Genomic DNA, 24,117 nt, shown 5'->3' on the forward strand with positions numbered 1-24,117 from the left:
CCCTGGTCAAATTCACCGGTTAAGCTTCAGCTTTTCTCTTTAGGATTTGTTTTTTTCTTTATTTTTACCGTTTGTTTTCTTGTCATTCGTCAGTACATTTGCATTCTTGGAGTTATCCGGCAAATATCCGGTTTGATTCTGACCCACTTCACCCGTGTTTTCGCCTTCGCCGGTAGGCGGAGACAGAATCTCCGGTTCAATTGTCTCTTCAGGCGGACTTTCAGTTGGCGCCTGAGTAGGTTCAGGTGTAGGTACAGGTGTCGCTGTCGCTGGAGGCTCAGGCACCTGCACAGTTCCGTTTTTGGCATCCGAGTAACGGATCTCAAAAGCCTCAATATAATCTCCGTTCTGGTAGATCGAGACTGCTCCGTCTTTATTCGGGGCAAGGATCAGAGGTACGGATAAGACCTGACTCTTCGCGATCGTGCGGGTTCCCCATTCCTGCTGGGCTCCATCTTTGGTGGCATCAGAGAAAACAATACGGATTTGAGTCTTCTTACCATCACTTGACGGAGCTACAGGCACTTTAAAGACATAATCAATAGCCTCCGGCGGAAACCCTGTGCTTATGGAAATGGAGACCTTGTCGCCTGGTGCAGCAGTATCCCCTTCTTCATAAGGCCATTGCTTCATGACCTGTCCCTTTTCAACGGAATAACTGGTATCTTCCTTGACCTCATCAAGAACAAGGCCCAGCTCCTCCAGTTTAGCTTTTGCCTGCTTCTGGGTTGAACCGGTAAGATCAGGCATAGTAACCGTATCTTTGCCTTGACTGACATAAAGCTTAATGGAGCTCGTCTCGGGATCATAATCACTCCCCGCAGCCGGTTCAGAACGAATGACCTGTCCTTCAGGAATGTTATCGTTGTGCTCTTCTACCGGGGTGATCCGTTCCTGCTCCACACCCTCTGCAATCAGCGCTTTAACGGCTTCGTCGTAGGTTTGTGTAGACAATTCCAGCATTTTAGATGGAGTCTTTTCTGTGCTGACCGACAGGATAATATGCGTTCCTTCTTTGACAATTGTTTCAGCTTTTTTACCCTGTTCCCATACGATATTCTCAGCGAAATCCGGGTTGTACTGCATGACCGGTTCCGCAATGAGTCCTGCCTCATCCAGCATGGAAGTGGCTTTCTCAAGCGTTTGGTTAACCACATCCGGCACTGTCACTTCGTCAACGACCAGCTTGGCATTTACATACCACACAACACTGCCCATAGCGAGCAAGATTACAAGTGTAAGACTAATCCATAAAGCTGGGCGGCCCCATCTCCGCTTACCTGGGTTGGAAGGAATGACCTCATCCTCTTCCCGCTGCACTTGCATCCGGTCTTCACCGCCACTGCGGTTGCCAAGCCCCCGCTGGAGCGGCTTGATCGCCGGAATAATCCGTGTTCTGTCCTCGTCATCCCCGTCATCGTGGAACAGGGATTTGGCTTCACTGCGCCGCTCAGGCAGCAGGCATGTCTCTAAATCCTGCAGCATCTGCTTGGCCGATTGATAACGTTCCTCCGGATTTTTGCGCATGGATCTCAAGATTACATTCTCCACGCTCTGCGGAATCAGCGGATTGAGCAGACGTGGCTCCTCAAATTCCTCCTGCAGATGCTTCAGCGCAACACTGATCGGACTTTCGCCCAGAAAAGGCAGTACGCCTGTCAGCATCTGATAGAGCACAATCCCCAAAGAATAGAGGTCAGATTTCTCTCCAGTGGTCACACCCTTGGCATGCTCCGGGGAGAAATAGTGCACTGAACCTACAACTGAACCCGTCTGGGTGATTGTAGTGGAAGTAACAGCACGGGCAATCCCGAAGTCCGTTACTTTAACCCGTCCATTGCGGCCGATCAGAATGTTATGAGGTTTAATATCGCGGTGAATGATCTGGTTCTGGTGGGCATGGTCGAGCGCATCGCAAATCTGTGAAGCGATACGCACCGATTCATCTACCTGTAGTGGAGCCCGTTCCTTAATGATCTCATTCAGGTTCTTGCCTTCTATATATTCCATTACAATATAATGAACTTCGTCTTCTTGCCCCACATCATATATACTGACCACATTCGGATGTGATAAAGATGCGGCTGATTGCGCCTCCCGCCTAAACCGGCGGATAAATTCCTCATCATGCACAAATTGATTGCGCAGCACTTTAATGGCGACGTTCCGGTTGAGCAATATGTCATGCGCTCTGTAGACGAGCGCCATACCGCCTCCACCGATCCGTTCGATGACTTGGTAACGGCCGCCCAATTCGTGACCGATCATCTATTCCACTCCTTTGTTTCGGGCACAGCGGCCTCTCCTTGATGTTCTAGCATAGCGAGGCTGATATTATCGCCGCCCCCAGCAAGCAATGCCAGCTGAAGCAACCGATCCGCTCTTTCCTCTAACGGTATTTCTTGTATTCCAGCAACCTTACCCATATGCTCCAGGCTGACAAAATTACTCAGGCCGTCACTGCATAGCAGCAGAAGTTCCCCCATTGCCAGATTGACAGGAGCCAGATCAGCATGGACCTCGGGATCCGTCCCTAGTGCTCTTGTCAGCACGTTGCGGCGCGGATGGTTGTCGAGCTCCTCCAGGCTGATCTGGCCGTTCTTGAACAGCTCATTGACCAGCGTGTGATCCTCGGTTAATTGCGTAGCTGCACCGTCCTTAACCAGATAAGCCCTGCTGTCCCCTATATGGCCAATATATCCCGCTGACCCCTTCAGTAGAACAGAAACGACTGTAGTTCCCATATTATGGTACTTCTCGTCGCGCGAAGCCTCGCTGTGGACGATACCATTGGCTTCTGTAATTGCGGCAGCCAGCGCTTCCCGCAGCTCTTCCTCTGAAAGATCAGGCTGTAACCCTTCAAGGGCATTCCTCATCGTCTCCAAGGCGAGCCGGCTTGCGGTGTCGCCAGCCAAATGTCCGCCCATTCCATCGGCGATAATACCGAGGGTATAACCGTGGCGCGTCGCGCCGATCCAGACCGAATCCTCATTGACGGTACGTACCCGGCCAATGTCGCTGGCATGAACTGTTCTGATCAAATATCCTCACCCCAACTCCATATGTTTGGCGCGCAGCTGTCCGCATGCGGCCGCAATATCATGGCCCTGCTCACGGCGGATGGTAACATTCACACCCTGATCGGCCAAAATACGCTGAAATTCAAAGATATCATTACGTGAAGTTCTTACATACTTGCGCTCCGGCACGTGGTTAACCGGAATCAGGTTGACGTGGCACAGCATTGTTTTGAGCACCCCCGCCAATTCCTTCGCATGCTCTGGCTGGTCGTTTACTCCGCCGATCAGTGCGTACTCGAAGCTGATACGACGCCCAGTCTTGGCCTGGTAGTAACGCAGAGATTCAATCACGTCGTCAAACGGATAGCGGCGGTTCACCGGCATCAGCTTGGAGCGCAGGGTATCATTTGGCGCATGAATCGAAATGGCCAGATTGATTTGTGTATCTTCCTCAGCGAATTTGTAAATGTTCGGTACAATTCCGCTGGTAGAAACGGTAATATGGCGCTGGCCAATATTCAGGCCTTTTTCATGGATCATAAGACGCAGGAATCTCATCGTTGCGTCATAGTTCTCAAAGGGCTCGCCTGTACCCATAATTACAATGCTGCTGACACGCTCGCCGCGCGCATCAAGAATTTGCTGTGAACGGACGACCTGGGCAACAATCTCGCCTGCGGTCAAATCGCGTTTCAGCCCACCAAGTGTGGAAGCACAGAAGGTACAGCCGATCCGGCAGCCTACCTGTGTCGTTACACACACGCTATTGCCATAGTTATGTTTCATAATAACTGTCTCAATCGCATGATCGTCATGCAGACCGAACAGGAATTTCACAGTACCGTCCTTGGACTCCAGCTTCGTAATCTCGGTAAGGGCATTGATGCTGAACTGATCATTCAGCTTCATGCGCAGCGCCTTGGACAAATTGCTCATGGATTCGAACTCGCTTACCCGCTTTACATACAGCCAGTCGAAGATTTGCCCGCCGCGAAAAGCGGGCTCACCGTTATCTTTCGCCCACTGCTGCAACTCTTCCAAAGAAAAATCATATATTAAAGGTTTCATTATATTCAGCACCTGTTCTTTCATGAAGTATAAAAATGTATTGATTATACGCTTAGGATATGCGTATTATTTCTCATTCTTCCTATTTTAACACAAATTTCAGAGACGGTAAAAGAAAGCCCGCCACGCACAATACCCTGCGGGCGGGACAACTGTAAATCCCTTGCCGATTTACTATTTTACAAGAGTCGTTCCAGCCGGGCAATATAGAACCCATCGCTTCCAAAATGCTGCGGCAGGAGCTGTATGCCCTCTCCTGCGGCAACTGCAGTTCCTTCAAGACGCTCCCATACAGGGGAGCTGAAAGTCACAGGTGCAAACCCGGGATTATTCTTTAGAAAATCAGCGACAATGCCGCTGTTCTCCGCCTGCTCTGTCGTGCACGTACTGTAGACCAGCACGCCGCCGGGTTTCAGCAGTCTGGCAACCGATTGCAGCAGTTCGCCCTGCAGGACGGCAACACTGGCGACATCCTCCGGCTGCTTGCGCCACTTCAGATCCGGCTTGCGGCGGATTACGCCAAGGCCGGAGCATGGGGCATCCAGCAGGATGCGGTCAAAGGATTCCGGCTCAAGCGTATCCACAAGCTCAAGTGCATCGCGGCTGCCTGTTGTTATGGACTCCAGGCCCAGCCGCAGCGCCTGATCTGCAATCAGCTTTGCCTTATGTTCATGCAGATCATTGGCATAGATGCTGCCTTCGTCTTTCATCAGCTCAGCCATATGCGCGCTTTTGCCGCCCGGGGCAGCGCAGCAATCAAGCACGTTCATTCCCGGCTTAGGATCAACAGCTTCAGCCACCAGCATAGAGCTCTCATCCTGGATCGAGATGTATCCATCACTGTACCAGGAGGTCAATGCCAGGTTACCTCCACCTTTTACAACAATCCCGTACGGGCTTACTCTTGATACAGAGGCTTCCAATCCCGCTTGCTGCATCTGTGCCAGCAGATTGTCCCTGCTGATCATCGTTGTGTTCACCCGCACGCTGACCGAAGGGGGTTCATTATTGGCCGCGCACATGGCTTCAGCCGTTTCCATACCATATTCAGCTGCCCAGTGCTGCACCATCCAGAGCGGATGCGAATGAAGAATGGAAATCCGTTCCTCCCCGCTGAGTCCTTCTTTTAGTACAGGCAGGTCACCGGCCCGCAGCACGCTGCGGAGAACCCCGTTGACCATTCCCGAAATCCCTTGGTGTCCACGCTTCTTGGCTATATTCACAGCCTCATTTACGGCTGCATGTGATGGAATCCGGTCGAGATACATGATTTGATACAGACTCAGGCGCAGCAGATTGCGCACCCAAGGCTGCAGCTTGGCGATTCCCTTAGTCACGAAATCTCCCAGTACATAATCCAGCGTTAACATCCTAGAGATGCTGCCGTATACCAGCTCTGTGACAAGTCCCGTATCTTCCCGGCTAAGCCCCGATTTCTGCAGGCTGCTGTTGAGCAGCAGGTTACTGTAAGCTCCCTGCTGTTCGACCCGGACGAGAACATCGAGAGCTACCTCACGGGCAGAGTCTGCCGACGATTTACCGCCAGCAGCGCCCTTGCGGTTTGGTTTGGCATTTGCCCCTTTTGCGCCAGTCCCCGTATTCCCCCCTTTTGAAGAGGAGGCCTGTCCACTTCGTCCTGCGCCATTGTGGCCGCCCGCGCTCAACCGAGCACCGTCCCGGGCTTCATGGCCGCGCCACGGCTGAAGTCGCCAGCGCTCATCGCTTTTTTGCCAGCAGGCTGCACTGAGGTCAACAGCACAACTCCGTCGCCAGTCTTCACCTCGACGCCCCGCTCGTTAACAGCTAATACCGTGCCTGGCGCAGACGTTCCACCCATGCTGTTTCCGTCAGGCTTTGCTGCCGCCCACACCTTGAACGTTTCACCGTTCCAGAGCGTAAACGCGCCGGAGAACGGGACCAGTCCCCGAATGCGGTTATAAATTTCGCGCGATCCGGCATTCCAGTCAATCCGCTCGTCTTCCCGGCTGAGATTCGGCGCATAGGTGGCTTCACTGTCGTCTTGGCGCGTAGCCTGAAGGCGACCGGTAGCCAAACGCGGCATTTCCGTCTTCAACAAATCCCGTCCGGCAAGACTCAGCTTCTCAAACAATACACCCGAAGTATCTTCATCCCCGATGGGAACCTCAACCCGCGATATCATATCCCCGGTATCCAGCCCTTCCGCCATGTACATCAGCGTGACTCCGGTGACCTGCTCACCGTTGATAATACAGCGCTGAATCGGCGCTCCACCGCGGTATTTCGGCAGCAGCGAGCCATGAACATTGACACAGCCATTCACGGGCAGCTCCAACACCGATATGGGCAGAATTTGACCGTATGCCGCAGTAACGATCAAATCCGGCTTATAAGCGGCCAGCTCCGCTACGGCTTCCGGCCGGCGCAGCCGTTCTGGCTGCAGGACTGGCAGCCCCAGAGACAGCGCCGCCTCCTTCACCGGAGTTGGTACAAGTGTCTTCTTGCGGCCTTGCGGCCGGTCAGGCTGGGTGACAACGGCCACAACTTCGTAACCTTCCTCCACCAGCATCTGCAGGGAGGGCACCGCAAAAGCCGGCGTTCCCATGAACACTATTTTCATTTCATTCACTCCTCGGTTTCACTGCGTTCAGCTGTATATTCATATACCTTCTCGGCAATATCCGTGAACACTACTCCGTTGAGATGATCGATTTCATGCTGAAAAGCACGGGCCAGCAGACCGCTTCCCGTAATCGTCACTTCCTTGCCTTCACGGTCAAGGCCACGCACCGTAACAGTCTCCGCGCGGCGCACATCGCCATTTAGCCCGGGAATACTCAAACATCCCTCAGGTCCAAACTGTTCGCCTTCCATACTGAGTATTTCCGGGTTGATCAATTTGATCAAACCATGCTCCTCATCGGCATCCACTACGATCAGCCGTTTCAGGATACCCACCTGCGGTGCCGCCAGGCCAACGCCTTCAGCGTCATACATCGTGTCCGCCATATCGTCCAGCAGCTTCTGGACATTGGGTGTTACTTTCGTTACTATTTTCGCTGTCTTGTGCAGCACTTCATCCGGTTCTTTCACGATCAGCCTGATTGCCATTACCAAAACACCTTCCTTGTTCTGAACATTTCTATAGTTAGTAAAACGAATTAATAAACCAAATCATGCCTAGAGGCAATATTTCCTTACCCATTGTAACATGTCTTCCGGTTACATCAACATCTGCGGATCAACGTCGATGCTGACCTGCAGTCCTGTGTCACGGACCGAATCCTCCAGCTCTTCAGCCACCTGCTTGGCCAGCCCAATCGCATCTATGGCTCCCCGCCATTTAATGATGCACTGGAATCTGTATCTGCCCTTCAGGCGGGGCAACGGTGAAGCCACCGGTCCCAACAGATCGAGCGCGTCCGTGGACAGCTTATCCAAGCTGCCGTACCAGCGGAGCTGTCTCGCTTTGCCCTGAAGGTTCAGCGCATAATTCTCGGCCAGACGCAGCAGCAGCGGCAGCTGTTCATGTGACAGGGTCACTAGAATCAGCCGGCAATAGGGAGGATAATGCAATTCTTTGCGGTGCTTCAACTCTTCACGGACAAAGGAGCTGTAATCATGGCCGCTGGCATGGATAATCGAATAATGCTCGGGGGTATAGGACTGGACCACGACCTCACCGGGTAGTTGATGCCGTCCTGCCCGCCCAGCCACCTGGGTAAGCAGTTGAAATGTTTTCTCCGCCGCGCGGAAATCGGGCAAGTTGAGCGCGGAATCCGCCGTAATAACTCCGACAAGTGTAACATCGGGGAAATCCAGCCCCTTCGCCACCATCTGCGTTCCGAGCAGCACATCCGCCTTTTTGTCCCTAAACTGGTTCAGCAGCTTCTCATGCGAGCCTTTTTCCGTCGTTGTATCCACATCCATCCGGATTACGCGGATGCCGGGAAAAAGTTTGCCTAATTCTTCTTCCACCCGCTGTGTGCCTGTCCCGAAGAAGCGGATATGCTCACTTCCGCATTCAGGGCATACCTTCGGCGAAGGTTCTGCATGACCACAGTAATGGCAGCGCAAATTATCGCTGCGCGCATGATAGGTCAGCGAGATGTCGCATTCCGGACAGCCCGCGACATAACCGCAGCTCCGGCACATCACAAAGGTGGAAAAACCTCTGCGGTTCAGCAGCAGCACTGTCTGCTCCCCGCGTTCCAGCCTGCTCTCAAGCGCAGCGTGCAGCCTGCGGCTGAACATGGAGCGGTTGCCTTCCTTGAGTTCATCGCGCATGTCAACCACATGCACCTTCGGCAGTTCATTGCCAAGTGCACGGCTTGGCATCTCGAGCAGAACTGGAGAGAAATGAATATCACTCTGTGCCCTGGAAGCATGATAGCTCTCCAAAGAAGGAGTGGCTGAGCCAAGAATCACTGCAGCCCCGCCCTGCTCTGCCCTGCGGACAGCCACATCGCGGGCGTGGTACTTCGGATTCTCCTCCTGCTTATAGGAGCCTTCATGCTCCTCGTCCATAATAATAAGTCCAAGATTGGCGAATGGCGCGAATACCGCTGAACGTGCTCCGACGGCAACCGCCGCTTTACCCTCACGGATTTTGCGCCATTCATCGTATCGTTCTCCGACAGACAAGCGGCTGTGCATCACGGCTACTCCGCTTCCGAACCGGCCCTTAAACCGCTCAACCATCTGCGGAGTGAGCGCGATCTCGGGGACCAGCACCACTGCCTGCCTGCCCTGGTCCACTACTCGCTGGATACACTGGAGGTAAATTTCCGTCTTTCCGCTCCCCGTTACCCCGTGCAGCAGAAACACTTCATGCCGCTGCTCATCCACCGTCCGGACAATCCGTTTATATACGGATTCCTGTTCGCCAGTCAGCGGCAGCGGAGTGCTCGGTTTGAAATCGCGTCCCCGGTAGGGATCACGGTACACTTCAATTTCACTGATCTCAATGAAGCCCTTGTCTTCCAGCGACTTCACGGTACCGGCTGTAACCTGCAGCACCGACAAAAGATCCTTCATTGGCATGGGTAGCATCGGCTCCATGTCGACCAGGAAGGACAGCACTTCCTTCTGCCGTGCTGAACGTGCCGGGAAGCTGCCCAGTGATTCGCGGGCTGCGGCAACGCCTATCGCCAAATCTACAGCCTTCAGCTTCTTTTTGCCCATTTTATCCTTAATCGACTGGCTCTCGGACAGCACTCCCCGCCGCAGCATGAACTTCACCGTCTCCGCCGCATCTGGAAACGTCCGGGTCAATTGTTTCATGGAGACCTCCCCGGCACGTCTGACAAAATCGGTGATCTGCTGCTCCTCCTGGTCCGTATCCAGAAACAGCGGAAACAGTTCATCCTCAGGGCTCCCTGCTTCCTCTGCCGCTTCTCCGAGGGAGATCAGACGCTCGGCTTTGCCCTTAAGGGCAGTCGGAAGCATAGCCTGCAAGGCGGAGATCCGTCTGCAGGCATATCTTTGACTTATCCAGTCCCCAAGTTCTACAAGCTCTGGCGACAAAGGCGGGAGCAGATCAAGCACTTCTTGGATGGGCTTAAGGGAAGGGCCCGAACCGGTCTCTCCCGATTCCAGTGAGACAACAAAACCCTGTACAGTCCGGTGACCAAAAGGAACAGCCACTCTGCTGCCCACTTCAATCCACAGTTTCAGGTCAGCGGGAATCAAATAATCAAATGGCCGGTCAGTGCTGCGCACGGGAACATCGACAATGACCTTGGCTATATCCATTATAAAGCAGCTCCAGCGATACGCTCTGCTGCGAGTCCCAGCAAGCGGCGCGCCACCTCATCTTTACTTACCAGGGGAAGATCCAGCACAAGGCCTTCGGCCCCATAAATAGAGACAATATTGGTATCCGTGCCAAATCCGGCCCCTTCCGCAGCCACATCGTTAGCCACAATAAGGTCCAAATTTTTGCGGACCAGCTTGTCCTTCGCGAAGGCTTCGGCGTTTCCTGTCTCGGCGGCAAATCCGATCAGGAACTGCTTGTCCTTCATTTTCCCCAGACTCTCCAGGATGTCGGTTGTCTTAACCAGTTCAAGCGTCATTGTTTCTCCGCTTTTTTTGATCTTGGATGGGGCACTCTGCTTAGGACGGTAATCTGCTACAGCAGCGGCCTTGATCAGAATATCGCATGCCTTCCACCGGCCGGCAACCGCCTCATACATCTCCTGGGCCGACTCTACCCGTAGCACTTTGATGTCCGGGTCCTGCGGGGGCTTCTCATCCGTACGCGCAGCAATCAAGGTTACCTCCGCACCCATAGCACGCGCAGCACGGGCCAGGGCAAAGCCCATTTTGCCTGAGGAGTCATTGGAGATATAACGGACCGGATCAATCCGCTCCACCGTACCTCCAGCCGTCACAATAACTTTTTTACCGGCCAGCGGACCGGATGCAGCGCTGTTCTGAAGAGCGAAGAAAGCATCCACACAGCTCACAATCGTCGCCGGCTCCTCAAGCCTGCCTTTGCCTACATAACCGCAGGCCAGCAGCCCTTCACCCGGTTCAATAAACTGCACACCACGCCCGGCAAGAGTATTCATATTGCTGATTACCGCCGGATGCTGGTACATATGGACGTTCATTGCCGGTGCGACCATAATCGGAGCGGTCGCGGCCAGCAGTGTGGTGGACAACATATCATCGGCAAGGCCATGCGCCATTTTGGCGATGATATTGGCCGTAGCCGGTGCAATCAGGACAAGGTCGGCTGCGTCGGCGAGGTCAATATGCGATATCGATGACGGGTTGCGTTCCTGGAAGGTATCGCTGTATACCCGCTGCTTTGAGAGTGACTGCAGTGTCAGCTCAGTAATGAACTGTTTAGCCGAGGCTGTCATAATGACATGGACTTCGGCTCCTCTTTGTGTAAGCTTGCTGGTCAAATCCGCTGCCTTGTATGCAGCAATTCCCCCTGTAATACCAAGAATAATCGTTTTACCCTTGATGTTGTTCAACATGATCTCCCCCCTGTTCCTTTCCTGCGCCAAAGCTCTATAGTTCGGATATAAAATGAAGAAAACTTGAAATTCTAATATTTCGGGCAAGAAGAAACGGCTTCGTCGGCCTATCTCGAGACGGCATCCGTTTCTGCAATAATATAAGGATAATATAGCGTAAATCCTCTAGTCTTATCTCTTTAAGTGGAAACGGCTTCGCCGTCCTCAAAAGGACGGTATCCGTTTCAGCGAGAAATAGAAGGATAATTTATAGCGTTCAGCATATAAATTCTTATATTTTAAAAAAATAACAACCTTCCGGTTGTCAGGAACAGCCCGGTACGGGCTATGGGTCACTAGGTTCATGCGCTGTCAGCCCCTTAACCTAAGAAGAAACGGTAGCGCCGCCTTATACAAAGGCGGTGTCCGTTTCTACAGTAGGCATGGCAAGCTATCCGGACTATTCTTCGCCGCGTGTTACAATGATGCGGTCTTCATAAATTTCTTCCAGGGCAACGCCAACAAACTTGTGGGATCTCGGCGACTTGATATCAGTCTTGCCGCCTTCACGGAGAGCTCTTGCCCGGCGGGCAGCTGCGACAACCAGCGAATACTTGCTGTCGACTTTGGTCATCATTTCATCAATAGATGGATATAGCACGTAAGACACCTCTTCATCTTTTACTGTTAAATATGATCAATCTTGCTGTGCATATCATCTTACCTTACAATGTTCGGCGATAATAATGCTTTCTATTCGCTTACAGGCCAGATCAATCTCATCATTCACTACGGCATAGTCATAATGCCGTATCAGACCAATCTCATCTTCTGCTACGGACATGCGGTGGTTAATCACATCAGGATGCTCCGTACCGCGTCCGCGGATGCGGTCCTTCAATTCGTCCATGGATGGAGGAAGAAGGAACACAAAGATGCCTTCCGGGAATTTGTCTTTGACTTTGAGAGCTCCCTGAACCTCGATCTCCAGAATAATATCTCTTCCGCTCTCGAGTGTTCTCTCCACAAAATCACGCGGAGTACCGTAATAATTGCCTACGTACTCCGCATACTCCAGCAGTTGGTCCGCTTCTATCATTGCCGTGAACTGCTCTCTGCTCTTGAAAAAATAATTGACGCCGTTCTCCTCACCCTCACGCGGACTGCGTGTGGTGGCGGAAACGGAATAGACAAGCTCGGGCATCTTCGGCCGCAGCGCGGTACAGACGGTACCTTTACCAACGCCGGAAGGGCCGGACAATATGATCAGCAATCCTTTTGACATAGTACACTCCATTTGTTGTTATTCGTCGTTATCGTCATCTTTGCTGGATAAGCGGTGTGCCACAGTCTCCGGCTGAACGGCCGACAGAATGACATGATCGCTGTCTGTAATAATAACGGCCCGCGTCCGGCGGCCGTAGGTCGCATCGATCAGCATATGCCGGTCTCTGGCCTCCTGGATAATACGTTTAATTGGTGCAGATTCCGGGCTGACAATGGAAATAATGCGGTTGGCCGATACGATATTTCCAAAGCCGATGTTGATTAATTTGATTGCCATGTTCCGGTTGTTCCCCCCATAAGTTACATCTTTGCTTGATTGAACTACCTGTTATTCTAAGTTCGCTGCTTGCTCGCGTATCTTCTCCAGCTCAGCTTTCATATCAAGCGTGAGATTCACTAGAGTCAGATGGTTGCATTTCGACCCGATTGTATTCGTCTCCCTGTTCATCTCCTGAATGAGAAAGTCCAGTTTGCGTCCTGCCGGCTCGCTTCCCTTCAGCAAAGCTCTGCATTGTTCAAAATGACTGTACAGCCGGGTAAGCTCCTCATCAATGTTACAGCGGTCGGCAAAGGTAGCAATTTCCATTCCGAATTTATGCTCCTCAAAAGGGAAAGTCCCGTCATTCAGCGCGTTCAGCCGCAACCGCAGCTTATCACGGTATTCAACTACTACTGCAGGAGCAAGTGCGGCCATTTCAGCGTGCAGCTCCTCCAGATGCCCTAGCCGGCGCGTTAGGTCAGCGGCAAGATAACCGCCTTCCCGGGCGCGCATTTCCAGCAGGGATTGAAGGCTTTGCTCCAGCCCCAGTTCAAGCATCCCGGAGTACTCTTCAAAGGATGCAAATCCTGTGGCGGCCGCCTCCTCCTTGAGCTCCATTACACCGGGCATAGAAAGTATATCACGTAAAGTCAACTCGCCCGTAAATCCGAACTCGTCCTTCAGCGCTTCCGCGGCTTTCAGATAGGACTTGACCGCCGGGCGGTTCAGCATCTGAACGGAGGCTGTCTCTTCAGTGATTTCTCTATTAATGACGACATCTACCCGTCCCCGTTTGATATGATGCAGAACCTTTCTTCGCAGCATATCCTCATAACCCGTCCAATCCCGGGGCATCCGCAGCACAACTTCGCAGTAACGGTTATTCACCGATTTGACTTCGAACGTAATCTTGTAACCGCCGAATTGCAGGGATGATTGACCGTATCCGGTCATGCTAAATGACAACGGAATCACATCCATTACACTATTGTAATTGATTATTACTAGCGAAACAAGGGGGACAATTTGCGCCCTTGTTTCTCCCAAATGTACTCCAGCAGCTGGACGCTCATCTCGTAGAACATGAATGGCGTCATCAGATAGATGCCGTTAAAATGCTCTGTCGCCGCGTCCAGCAGCTCTTTGGCGATGGCCACGCCTTCAGCCCGGCCAATCTCTCCTTCAAGACCCTGCATCCGGCTGCGCACCTCTGCGGAGAGCTGAATACCGGGAACCTCGTTATGCAGGTATTCTGCATTGCGGCCGCTTGCTAGTGGCATGATCCCGAGGAATATCGGAATATCCAGATGCTCGGTCGCTTTGGCGATACGGGCGATCAGCTCTGGATCATACACCGGCTGGGTCATAATATAATCCGCGCCGGAAGCGATCTTCTTCTCCAGCCGCTCCACCGCCTTGTCCAAATGTTTGACATTGGGATTAAATGCGGCTCCGATCACAAATTTCGCCTTCTGCTTGAGCGGCTTGCCGGAGAAAGCGATCCCGTCGTTCAATTGCTTAATCATCCGGATGATCTCAAAGGAAGTAAGATCATATATCGAGCTGGATCCCGGCAGATCCCCGAAACGGGCCGGATCTCCGGTCACCGCCAGCACATGGTCGATGCCTAGCGCATCAAAACCCATGAGATGCGACTGGGTCCCGATCAGATTCCGGTCGCGGCAGGCCACGTGCACTAATGGCCGGAGTCCTGTTCGGGCCTGAACCAGATGCCCGAGAGCCATGTTGCTCATCCGTGTTACGGCGAGTGAATTATCCGCAAGGGTCAGCGCATCTGCACCTGCTCTGCGCAGCGCATCTGCACCTCTCATAAACTTGGCGATGTCCAGGTCACGGGGAGGGTCAAGCTCTACAATAACGGTGTGGCGCTCCTTGACCAGATCGACAAGTGTCGGTTCGCCGCCGCTGCGGCCTTCATCCTCGCCGAGATGTTCCTGCACCACAATCCGCTCCGGGCTCTTCTTCAGAGTCGGTTCTGGCAGCGGCTGCGGAGCATAATCACGCAGTGCAGCCGAGATTTCGGCGATATGCTGCGGAGTAGTCCCGCAGCAGCCGCCGATGATCCGGCTGCCCAGCCCGGCAAACACAGGAGCCATTTGGCCGAAATAATCCGGTGTGGCGCCATAGCGGTACTGCCCGTCCACATAATCCGCTACTCCGGCATTCGGATATACCGACGCCGGAAGTGTCAGACTGCCCTGAAGCGTCTTCAACGCACGCTTGATGCCGTTGGGCCCGGTCCGGCAATTGAAGCCGATCACATCCACTCCGTCCTGTTCCAAAATGCGGAAGGCTTCCGGCAATGTCAATCCATCCAGCGTTCGCGCCGTTTCATCTACAGCAAGCTGGCAAATGACCGGAAGCCCGCTGAGCTTCCGCACCGTCCGCAGTGCCAAATGCAGCTCTTCCACATCGTAGAAGGTTTCCAGCATGATGCCGTCCGGCTGCTCTTCCAGCAGTGCGGTGATCTGCTCCGTGAAATAACGCTTCAGCTCCGACGAAGAAAGATTTGCCCGTTTGCCGGCACGAATGGAACCTACCGCACCGACTACATATCCTGCTTCACCGGCAGCTTGCCGGGCAATCCGCACACCTGCACGGTTAATTTCCCCAACCTTTGATTCCAATCCGTATTTGGACAGCCTGTCATAATTGGCAGAGAACGTATTGCTCTCCAGCAGCACGGCTCCAGCTTCAATATAGCTGCGATGCACGTCTTCAATGACCCCCGGAGAGGTCAGATTCAATTCTTCGTAGGAGATGCCGACTGGAAACCCTTTTTGATATAAAAAGGTTCCCATGGCTCCGTCCCCGACCAAAACATTCGTATTCCACGCAGAGCGCAAATCCGGCTTCACCGCAAGAACCTCCCCTAAACTGTCATTAGTTCATACTAATGTAACATAAATCGGGTTGGATGATAAGCATTCAAAGCCCAAAAGCCTAACCGCTCCATCACTGCCTTTGCATGGCTAGGAAAGAAATGATTCATACTATATAGATTGAACTTGTGGTTTTAGAGTACTGGATCAGTCGCAACTACGGTGAATATTTGGACTTCCGGCCGCTGTTGTCTTCAGATTTCTTGATTTTAACCGCTATTTAGCGGTAGAAATCCGAAGACAAAGGCGGACACTACCGTTCCTCCAGTTCCAAAATCCCCCTCCGTTGCTCCTTTCCCTTATCTCAAGTTTTTAAGTTCAATTTATATAGCCTTATTCTTATATAAGGAGGATGCTACCTTGAAAAAAAGAACAAGAAGGCTACTGCTGCGCAAATACGCTGTAATCCTGTTGTTATCCACACTTTCTTTGCTTTACTTGTATTTTGGCGACTGGCTGTTCGGCTATGGGATGGGCAACATCAGATATATCATGAACTACCTGCTCTATTCCGCCTCGGAGAAGCTGGCTGCGGCAATCATGCTGCTGTCACTGCTGGTTCCAGACCTAATCTATTGGGTTCGCGGCAGTCAGCCCGGGCGGGGGGCCGAGAAATAGCTCTTCAACGCCGTGATTATAATCAGGATGGCTGGGATAACCATTATAAACAGAGGATATACCATATACAGCAGCCTTCCGCCTTCATCCAGATGTTCGACAAAGCTGCGGGCGTCCAGGATGGAGGTAAACAGGATAATCAGTGCGCACGGATAGATCATTTTCCGGTAAGGGATACCGAACAGCTCGGATATTCCAATCAAGGCGGCGGCAAAAAACACGGACATTTTGAAAAACACGCCGATAATCAGCACCATAACCACAAAAATATCTACCCGCTGAATAAAATCGGAAATGGAGATTTTGCTGATCGTCGGCATCAGCGGTAGCGGCGAGCGCTGAACGATATCTGCACCCAGCACCGATATATTAAGAGCCATGGTAAAACTCAGCAGCAGCGCGGATACCAGCATGGCTGCGGCAATAATCCATGGGCCTTTTTTTACATTGGACAAGTAGGGCATCAGCATTGTAAAACTGATCATTTCGCCAAAAGGAAACATAAAGTTCTGATGTGCGACTGAAGCCAGTACCGGTGTGATCCCGTCCTCCAGCATGGGAAGCAGGCGGTGCAGGTTAATTGAGCCTGACAATACCAGCATAATTGTACTGAACACACCAATGATCAGGACGATAGCGGCAAAAACAAGCGAAGTTCTGGTCAGCACCTCTATCCCTTTATGCAGGACATAGGCTCCTGATAAAACCATCAGACTGCTGAGAATGAACAGCGGGGTATTATGCATGGTCGCCATGGCCAGCATCGTGCTGCCATCACGCAAATCCCGCGCTGCCAGGTTGATAAATAAAATGATGTACAGCACCGCAACCGGTACTCCCAGCGTTTTGCCCAGCAGTTTCCGGGTATAGGCTGTAAAAGGCAGCTCCGGGTGTTTCCGGTAGAGATAAGCGTAGCCCGCAAACACAACAATTCCTGCCAGACAGCCGACCAGTATTGAGAGCCAGGCATCCCTCCCCGACTCCATTCCCAAATTAACGACAAGTGCCGTCCCAAGCTCAAACAGCAAGGTCAAGCTGAAAAACTGGGTTAGACCAATTTTGATGGTTCCCATCATGCCCCCCCCTTTATTTCGCATCACTTATTGACCTGAAAAGAATTGCTCCTCATATCCGTATGCCTGATCACAGCATCCGCCTCGATTCTGACCTCACAATGCGCAAATACATCCTCCCAGTGATCTCTGACCTTTTTCCAGCCGCGCGGATTTCTCCGTTCTACCGCCTCTCCGAAGCCGAGATAATCACTCTTTAGCTCCCTGGCTGCCGATACCGCTGCCTCAATCTGTTTTCTCGTCTCATCGGTCAGCCGGCCCGAAAGCTCTTCCAATACCTCGGGAGAGGTAAGATTAAGCACGTTAGCCGATTCCTTAAGCGCGGCCTGCTGGGTTATTTTAATAGTAATTACAGGATGCTCCGGATCCTTCGCCTGAACCTCCAGATGAACCTGGGATTTGTATACATTGAAGGAAATATAGCCGCCCGCCGGGCTCTTTACTATTACAGGCACCTCTTTAATTTTGTTATGCAAAAGTACGGTACCGAGCGCAGCGTTGCCATCCAGCCAACCCCTCAACTTATCATCCCTAAACGCCGCAATGCCAGACACTCTCAGAATAGCGCTCGGAGCAATCGTCTTCATGTTATCGTTGGTGTCTGCGGAATTCCTGTCCCCTGTGGTAAACACCCCGTTAATAATTGGACCTCCGCCTACGGTCTGGATCCCCCTGACGACATCATCCACCTCCACCCTGAAGTTGTAACCGAACTGCTTCGAGGTGGTCTCCAGCTTCTCCACCAGATCATTGGCGGGGATTTTGCTGAACACAGTCATCGTTGACATTAGGTCGCTCGCCGGCTGGCCTCTGGAAATGAACATCAGGCTGGTGAGCCGTGTATCGCTCTCCCGTTCCAGCACATCCAGCATGTCCTTAATTCCCTCACGGGCAAACTCCTCCGAAATGACAAGCACCCGGACATGGGCAAGCGACAGAAATCTCGCAGTTTGCCGCGAAGCGTTGGCCAGTGCCTCGAACATCGTGCGGCCGCTGCCGGTATACAAAGACACCGGTGAAGTACTCCGGGTATTCTCTCCGGAGATTTCCTCCGAGACAATCACCTGAAAGGACAGCCGATACTTCTCTTTCTCCGAGGGACCTCTGTCAATGGCCACGCCGGAGACGATGGCCCTCCTGTTCAGCTCGACACTGTCCCAGCAGCCGGCGAGAACAAGCGGCAGCATAATCTGCAGAATGGACAATAAGATCAGACAGGAAGGCTTAATCTTCATTTCGCCCTCCTTCATCGACCGGCATAGCATCGTTCTCCTTAAGAATCAAAGGTGCGAGTTCAGAATCATGACCTGTCGTGACCCTCATGTAGTCCGGCAGTTCCGCCCGCATCTGCTGCGGGGATTTGCTTGGTCTCATCAGCCACAAGGGCAACCGCAGGATCGTATCTTTCTGCCCTTTTAACGAGAGCGGAACAAACGGCGACAAATAGGGAACGCCGAAGGAACGCAGACTGTTCATATGTGCTACCAGCACAATTAAGCCAAGGGTGATGCCATAGAAGCCGAACATGGCGGCCAGCAGCAGAAAGGCGAAGCGGATAAGCCGTCCGGCAATCGCCATATTGTAGGCAGGAATGGCAAAGCTTGCAATCCCTGTGAGTGCAACAACAATAACCATAATCGGAGTAATAATTCCTGCCTCCACGACTGCAGAGCCAAGGATAAGCGCACCTACGACTGAGACCGTCTGTCCGATAACACGCGGCATCCGCACGCCCGCTTCACGTAGAATTTCAAATGCGCTCTCCATCAGCAAGGCCTCGACAAAAGCCGGAAAAGGCACATTCTCCCGCTGGGCCAGCAGGTTAATCAGCAGGGTTGTAGGGATCATCTCATAATGATAAGTGGTTAAAGCGATATAGATAGAAGGGCCGAGAAGCAGGACGACAAAGCTCATGTAACGGACGATCCGCATCAGTATCGCAATATCGAACCGTTGGGAATAATCCTCTGCCGACTGAAAAAATTGAGTAAATACAGCCGGCAGAATCAGCACAAAGGGTGTACCGTCCACGATCACTACAACCCTGCCTTCCAGCAGATTACCAGCCGCCACATCGGGCCGTTCTGTATTGTATATTGTCGGAAAGGGTGTAAAAGTCTTGTCCTGAATCAATTCCTCCAGGAATCCGGACTCCAACACCTCATCAATGGCGATCTTATGCAGGCGGTCTCTGACCTCCTGCACCAAATCCTCACCGGCGATTTCCTTCATATACATGATGGCCACATGGGTTTGGGTTTCCGAGCCGATTTTCATATACTCCAGCCGCAGCTTGGGAGACTTGATTCTCCGGCGGATCAGCGCGATATTGGTGCCCACGGACTCTACGAAGCCATCTTTGGGCCCGCGGACAACGAGCTGCGAAGACGGCTCAGTGACAGAGCGCTGTTCGCCGCCTCTGGTCTCACACACAATAGCTGAAGTGTAACCTTCCACCAGAATCGCCGTATCTCCGGAAAGCACGGCCAGCATGATATCGTTCCATTCCTCTTTGAAGTCCGCTTCACCTATTTCCAGAGCAGAGCTTAGGATCCGTGATGGCAAGTCTACCCCTCTGTCAGCTTCGTCCATGCCATCCGTAAGCCCTGCGGTATTATCGAGCAGTGACCCTACCACAAATTCATTGACTGCGACGGTATCTGCGAGCCCGCTCAGATGAACAGCCGCGGCTTGCACAGGGTGGACTCCGCCAATTTGGATCTGGCGGACTTTGAGATCAGGGCTGTTACCAAGCTCCGTCTGTATGTTCTCTATGCTCTGGCCAAGATTTTCTGACAGTTTTGGACCGCCGCTGCCTAAACGCTGCTCGCGGGCATCCTTTGCCCCGTTTCTTGTAAGATATCGCTTCGAGTTCACCCGGCTCCCCCCCCTCTCTCCTACTGTTTCTTATTATTCACGGTTAACTCTGCCATTATTCGGATATGATGCCATTCTGGAACAACAAGTGGAAACGGATACCGTCCTCAAAAGGACGGTATCCGTATCAGCGAGAAATAGAAGGATAATTTATAGCGTGAAGCATATAAATTCTTATGTTTGCAAAAAGGATGACCTGCAAGCGGGCAGCTTGAGGTCATCCTTTTGTATTGCACACCTTATTCAGTTTGGATAACGAAATCCCTGCAGGATTAAACTTCTACCGAGCCGGTATATACAACCTGGGCAGGTCCGGTCATATAGACATGGTTGTCATTCTCATTCCACTCGATAAACAGATCGCCGCCCTTCAGGCTGATCGTGGCCGAGCGGTCTGTATGGCCATTCAGTACCGAGGAGACCAGCGTTGCGCAGGCTCCGGTGCCGCAGGCCAGGGTCGGTCCGGCGCCGCGTTCCCAGACTCGCATATCGACATGGCTGCGGTTTAGCACTGTCGCGAATTCTACGTTCACTTTTCTTGGGAAAAGCGGGTGCACCTCAAGCTTCGGCCCCCAGGTCGCAAGATCAAACGACACGGCGTCCTCCACATAGATTACACAGTGCGGGTTGCCCATGGATACGGCCGTGAACTTGAATTCCGTTCCGTCCGCCTCGATCGGCTGGTCCAGCACAGGCTCAGCATCTATCCCCACCGGAATCTGCGGGCCCGACAATACAGGTTCTCCCATATCAACCGTAACCTTCTCCACCACGCCGTTCTTCACCTGCAGGGATACCTTTTGTTCACCGGCGCCGATGGTTTCAATCACAATCTGCTCCGAGCTGACGAGACCCTGCTCATATACATATTTGGAGACGCAGCGGATTGCATTTCCGCATTGCTCCGCTTCTGAGCCGTCCGAATTCATAATGCGCATCATATAGTCTCCGCGCTCCGACGGAAGAATGTAGACAAGACCGTCGGCTCCGATGCCGAAGAACCGGTTGCACAAGGTAACTGCAAGCTCGGAAGCATTGCCCGGCAGCACCTGCTCACCGAATACGATAATAAAATCATTGCCAAGTCCGTGCATTTTTGTAAATTCCATTGAAAATCCCACTCCTAAAAGTTTGTTAGCATTCACATCTTCCGAAACGCATCGTACAAAACTTGCTTCGGAAGCTTACGCGATGTTTAGGCTTCTTTGAGACTAGCATACCTTAAGGAGTGGTCTTAAGCTATTGACTTTATGCTGAAATTTTTGTACTTTTTATCATCGTCCGGCCTCCGCTGCGGCTGCGGTTCTTCTTGCCGCCCCACACGCTGCCCGCTCCCATCAGGAAGGTAGGGATACCGGCGGTGACCAGCACCAGACACCATTCGCGGAAGCTGAGCGGTACGGTCTTAAATACCGGCTGCAGCGGCGGCAGATACATAACAGCCAGCATTAGCACAATAGATGACAAGACGGCGAGCACCAGATATTTATTCTGGAAAGGATTGCGGTGGAACACCGAACGGGAACTGCGGCAGTCAAATACATGAATAAGCTGAGCCATAACCAATGTAGCAAAAGCAACCGACTGTGCGCGGATGAGCTGCTGCGGGCTGCCTGGATCAATACGCAGCGTCAGCCAGAAGGCGCCCAGGGTGCACAGACCGATCAGCAGGCCCCGGCTGATGATTTTCCAGCCCAGGCGGCGGGCAAAAATATTCTCCTTCGCTCCGCGCGGCTTGTGCTCCATCAGATCCTTCTCCGGCTGATCCACGCCCAGCGCCATCGCAGGCAGTCCGTCGGTGACCAGATTGACCCAGAGAATCTGGATCGGCACCAGCGGCAGCGGCAGCCCCAGCATCATGGCGAAGAACATCGTCAGAATCTCTCCGACATTGGAAGCCAGCAGGTAACGGATAAATTTGCGGATATTCTCGTAAATATTCCGCCCTTCTTCTATAGCTGCCACGATCGTTGAGAAATTATCATCTCCGAGAATAAGCGCTGATGCTTCTTTAGTGACATCGGTGCCGGTGATGCCCATGGAAATCCCGATGTCCGCCGCTTTAATCGCCGGAGCGTCATTCACACCATCTCCGGTCATAGCCACAACATGGCCCCGCCGCTGCAGAGATTTGACGATCCGCAGCTTATGCTCAGGAGAGACGCGGGCGTATACATATACAGAGTCCGACACCTTATCCAACTCATCATCAGTCATCCGCGTTAGCTGGGAGCCGGTCAGAACGGTTCCACCCCGCTGCAGAATGCCGAGCTGATGGGCAATGGCTTCGGCGGTAGTTCCGTGGTCACCGGTAATCATCACTGTCTTGATTCCTGCCCGCCGGGTAATGCTGATCGCGTCGCGCACTTCACGGCGCGGAGGATCGATCATTCCGGCCAGTCCGACAAATATCAGCTGGGATTCCGCTTCTTTTTCACTGTCCGCTGCTTCGCCGGATCGCAGCTCACGGTAAGCCATCCCTAGTACACGCAACGCTCCGGAAGCCATCTCCTCGTTCGCTTCCAGCACCTTCTGGCGCAAAGTCGGCGTACAAGGGACAACCCCGCCTTCCCACAGCATATAGGCGCAGTTGCTCAGCAGCACATCCGGCGCTCCCTTGGTGCAGATCATACGTCCGCCGGGATGCCCCACGATCACAGACATCAGCTTGCGCTCAGAATCGAAAGGAAACTCCTTCTCTCTGGCATACGTTACAGCAAGCGACTGGGCAGTAAGCCCCATCTTCGCGGATAAAGCGACTAATGCGCCTTCGGTAGGATCGCCCTTGAGCTCCCATACCGACTGGGTGTCTGCCGCCTTGTCCGTTTCACCTTTATCCTTTCCCTTGCGTTTCCCTCGGCTGTCACTGGACAGAGACTCAACAATTTCGGCATTGCTGCATAAAGCCCCGACCTGAAGCATGCGCCGCAGGCTTTGATCATGTTTGAGATCAACGGCACGCCCCTTCTCCATCACTTGTCCGCTGGGAGCATAACCTTCGCCCGTCACGTCCAGACTGCGTCCTCCGGTCCACAGCCGCGTTACCGTCATCTTGTTCTGGGTCAGGGTGCCTGTCTTGTCAGAGCAGATTACGGAGGCGCATCCGAGAGTCTCCACCGAAGGGAGCTTGCGGACGATCGCTTTGCGTTTGATCATCCGCTGCACACCAAGTGCGAGCGCGATGGTGACAATCGCCGGCAGACCTTCCGGAATGGCTGCAACTGCAAGACTGACGCCTGCCAGGAACATCGCTGTAGCGGGCTGACCGTGCAGAATGCCAGCAACGACGACGACAATGGTCAGACCGAGCGAAACGTAGATCAAAATCTTTCCAAGCTGCTCTAGGCGGTGCTGCAGAGGCGTTTCCTGCGATTCAGTGTTCTGGATCAGATCGGCAATTTTGCCCATCTCGGTATCCATCCCTGTACGGACTACAACCGCCCTACCTGTGCCCCGTGTTACCATCGTCCCCATGAAGCCGATATTTTTCTGGTCCCCCAAGGGAATCTCCTCGGCATGAATCGGTTCCGCGTGCTTAGAGACGGGCAGCGATTCGCCGGTCAGTGCAGATTCCTCGGCATAAAGTGCGCTGCACTCCAGCCAGCGGATGTCAGCTGGAATCCGGTCGCCGCTTTCCAGCAGAACGATGTCGCCGGGCACCAGCATTTTTGCCGGTATAACTTCCTGCTTTCCGCCCCGCAGCACTTTGGCAGAAGGTGCCGAGAGCTGCTTGAGTGCGCGGAGTGAACGCTCGGCACGGAATTCCTGGACAAAACCCAGAACTCCGTTGAGTAAAATAATAGCGATGATCGTAATTGCATCCAGATATTCACCTAAAAGTCCGGATACCAGCGTCGCCCCCATCAGCACAAGCACCATAAAATCCTTAAACTGATTCAGCAGCAAGGTGATCGGAGAAATTGTCTTCCCCTCCGAAAGCTCGTTATACCCGCTCTCTTTGCGTCTCTCCTCCGCCTCCTCTCCGCTTAGGCCTACTCCAGGCTGAATGTTCAGCATCCTCTGCAGTTCCTCCGCACCGAGCCGGTGCCAACTTTTTTGTTCCAT

General features: G+C 52.8%; 19 protein-coding genes. 1 reads left to right on the top strand and 18 read right to left on the bottom strand.

Going from position 1 to position 24,117, the window contains the following annotated elements; translation table 11 throughout:
- Positions 1–39 precede the first annotated feature (39 nt).
- From pknB to ACQ76X_RS12425, 13 genes are all read right to left on the bottom strand, one after another.
- Complete coding sequence (gene pknB, locus ACQ76X_RS12365; RefSeq protein ID WP_438494136.1) at positions 40–2,268, bottom strand: Stk1 family PASTA domain-containing Ser/Thr kinase; 2,229 nt, start codon at positions 2,266–2,268, stop codon at positions 40–42.
- Positions 2,265–3,041 carry a Stp1/IreP family PP2C-type Ser/Thr phosphatase gene (locus ACQ76X_RS12370; protein WP_076111303.1) on the bottom strand — a complete coding sequence of 259 codons (777 nt, stop codon included), beginning with the start codon at positions 3,039–3,041 and terminating at the stop codon, positions 2,265–2,267. Before ACQ76X_RS12370 ends, pknB begins: the two co-directional genes overlap by 4 nt.
- A gap of 6 nt (positions 3,042–3,047) precedes the next feature.
- Positions 3,048–4,088, bottom strand: coding sequence for a 23S rRNA (adenine(2503)-C(2))-methyltransferase RlmN (rlmN, locus tag ACQ76X_RS12375; protein ID WP_438494138.1), 1,041 nt, complete (start codon positions 4,086–4,088; stop codon positions 3,048–3,050).
- A 179-nt stretch (positions 4,089–4,267) separates the two neighbouring features.
- Positions 4,268–5,752, bottom strand: a complete 1,485-nt coding sequence (gene rsmB / locus ACQ76X_RS12380; RefSeq protein ID WP_438494140.1) for a 16S rRNA (cytosine(967)-C(5))-methyltransferase RsmB — start codon at positions 5,750–5,752, stop codon at positions 4,268–4,270.
- Positions 5,749–6,687 (bottom strand): methionyl-tRNA formyltransferase, encoded by a 939-nt coding sequence (gene fmt, locus ACQ76X_RS12385; RefSeq protein ID WP_438494142.1) that lies wholly within the window; start codon positions 6,685–6,687, stop codon positions 5,749–5,751. Before fmt ends, rsmB begins: the two co-directional genes overlap by 4 nt.
- Positions 6,688–6,692: 5 nt before the next feature.
- A complete protein-coding gene (def, locus tag ACQ76X_RS12390; protein WP_438494144.1) occupies positions 6,693–7,178 on the bottom strand; it encodes a peptide deformylase in 486 nt (161 codons plus the stop codon).
- A 111-nt stretch (positions 7,179–7,289) separates the two neighbouring features.
- Positions 7,290–9,821, bottom strand: coding sequence for a primosomal protein N' (gene priA / locus ACQ76X_RS12395; RefSeq protein WP_438494146.1), 2,532 nt, complete (start codon positions 9,819–9,821; stop codon positions 7,290–7,292).
- Positions 9,821–11,056: a bifunctional phosphopantothenoylcysteine decarboxylase/phosphopantothenate--cysteine ligase CoaBC gene (gene coaBC / locus ACQ76X_RS12400; RefSeq protein WP_438494148.1), complete on the bottom strand. Its 1,236-nt coding sequence runs from the start codon at positions 11,054–11,056 to the stop codon at positions 9,821–9,823. The genes priA and coaBC overlap by 1 nt, the downstream gene beginning before the upstream one ends.
- Positions 11,057–11,495: 439 nt before the next feature.
- Positions 11,496–11,696 carry a DNA-directed RNA polymerase subunit omega gene (rpoZ, locus tag ACQ76X_RS12405; RefSeq protein WP_038590559.1) on the bottom strand — a complete coding sequence of 67 codons (201 nt, stop codon included), beginning with the start codon at positions 11,694–11,696 and terminating at the stop codon, positions 11,496–11,498.
- A 54-nt stretch (positions 11,697–11,750) separates the two neighbouring features.
- Complete coding sequence (gmk, locus tag ACQ76X_RS12410; protein ID WP_076111296.1) at positions 11,751–12,320, bottom strand: guanylate kinase; 570 nt, start codon at positions 12,318–12,320, stop codon at positions 11,751–11,753.
- A gap of 18 nt (positions 12,321–12,338) precedes the next feature.
- Entirely contained in the window at positions 12,339–12,599 is a 261-nt protein-coding gene (gene remA / locus ACQ76X_RS12415) for an extracellular matrix/biofilm regulator RemA (RefSeq protein WP_006209218.1), read from the bottom strand.
- Positions 12,600–12,650: 51 nt separating this feature from the next.
- Complete coding sequence (locus tag ACQ76X_RS12420; RefSeq protein WP_342439781.1) at positions 12,651–13,547, bottom strand: YicC/YloC family endoribonuclease; 897 nt, start codon at positions 13,545–13,547, stop codon at positions 12,651–12,653.
- 38 nt (positions 13,548–13,585) lie between these two features.
- On the bottom strand, positions 13,586–15,460 hold the full coding sequence (locus ACQ76X_RS12425; protein WP_438494152.1) for a bifunctional homocysteine S-methyltransferase/methylenetetrahydrofolate reductase: 1,875 nt from the start codon (positions 15,458–15,460) through the stop codon (positions 13,586–13,588).
- Positions 15,461–15,844: 384 nt separating this feature from the next.
- On the opposite strand from ACQ76X_RS12425, the gene ACQ76X_RS12430 reads away from it, so the two are divergent.
- Complete coding sequence (locus ACQ76X_RS12430) at positions 15,845–16,102, top strand: hypothetical protein (protein WP_076111293.1); 258 nt, start codon at positions 15,845–15,847, stop codon at positions 16,100–16,102.
- On the opposite strand, the gene ACQ76X_RS12435 is transcribed toward ACQ76X_RS12430, so the two are convergent.
- The 5 genes from ACQ76X_RS12435 to ACQ76X_RS12455 all read right to left on the bottom strand — a co-directional run bounded on the left by ACQ76X_RS12435 (position 16,075) and on the right by ACQ76X_RS12455 (position 24,117).
- Positions 16,075–17,178 (bottom strand): GerAB/ArcD/ProY family transporter, encoded by a 1,104-nt coding sequence (locus ACQ76X_RS12435; protein ID WP_438494153.1) that lies wholly within the window; start codon positions 17,176–17,178, stop codon positions 16,075–16,077. The genes ACQ76X_RS12430 and ACQ76X_RS12435 overlap by 28 nt on opposite strands.
- 20 nt (positions 17,179–17,198) lie before the next feature.
- The gene (locus ACQ76X_RS12440) at positions 17,199–18,410 is read right to left on the bottom strand and encodes a Ger(x)C family spore germination protein (RefSeq protein ID WP_438494155.1); all 1,212 of its coding nucleotides are present in this window, start codon (positions 18,408–18,410) and stop codon (positions 17,199–17,201) included.
- Entirely contained in the window at positions 18,400–20,052 is a 1,653-nt protein-coding gene (locus ACQ76X_RS12445; protein ID WP_438494157.1) for a spore germination protein, read from the bottom strand. Before ACQ76X_RS12445 ends, ACQ76X_RS12440 begins: the two co-directional genes overlap by 11 nt.
- A 272-nt stretch (positions 20,053–20,324) precedes the next feature.
- Complete coding sequence (gene dapF, locus ACQ76X_RS12450) at positions 20,325–21,161, bottom strand: diaminopimelate epimerase (RefSeq protein WP_438494159.1); 837 nt, start codon at positions 21,159–21,161, stop codon at positions 20,325–20,327.
- Positions 21,162–21,300: 139 nt separating this feature from the next.
- Positions 21,301–24,117, bottom strand: coding sequence for a calcium-translocating P-type ATPase, SERCA-type (locus tag ACQ76X_RS12455; RefSeq protein ID WP_438494160.1), 2,817 nt, complete (start codon positions 24,115–24,117; stop codon positions 21,301–21,303).

The sequence above is a fragment of the Paenibacillus sp. IHBB 3054 genome (assembly GCF_051594305.1).
Lineage (GTDB): Bacteria > Bacillota > Bacilli > Paenibacillales > Paenibacillaceae > Paenibacillus_AQ.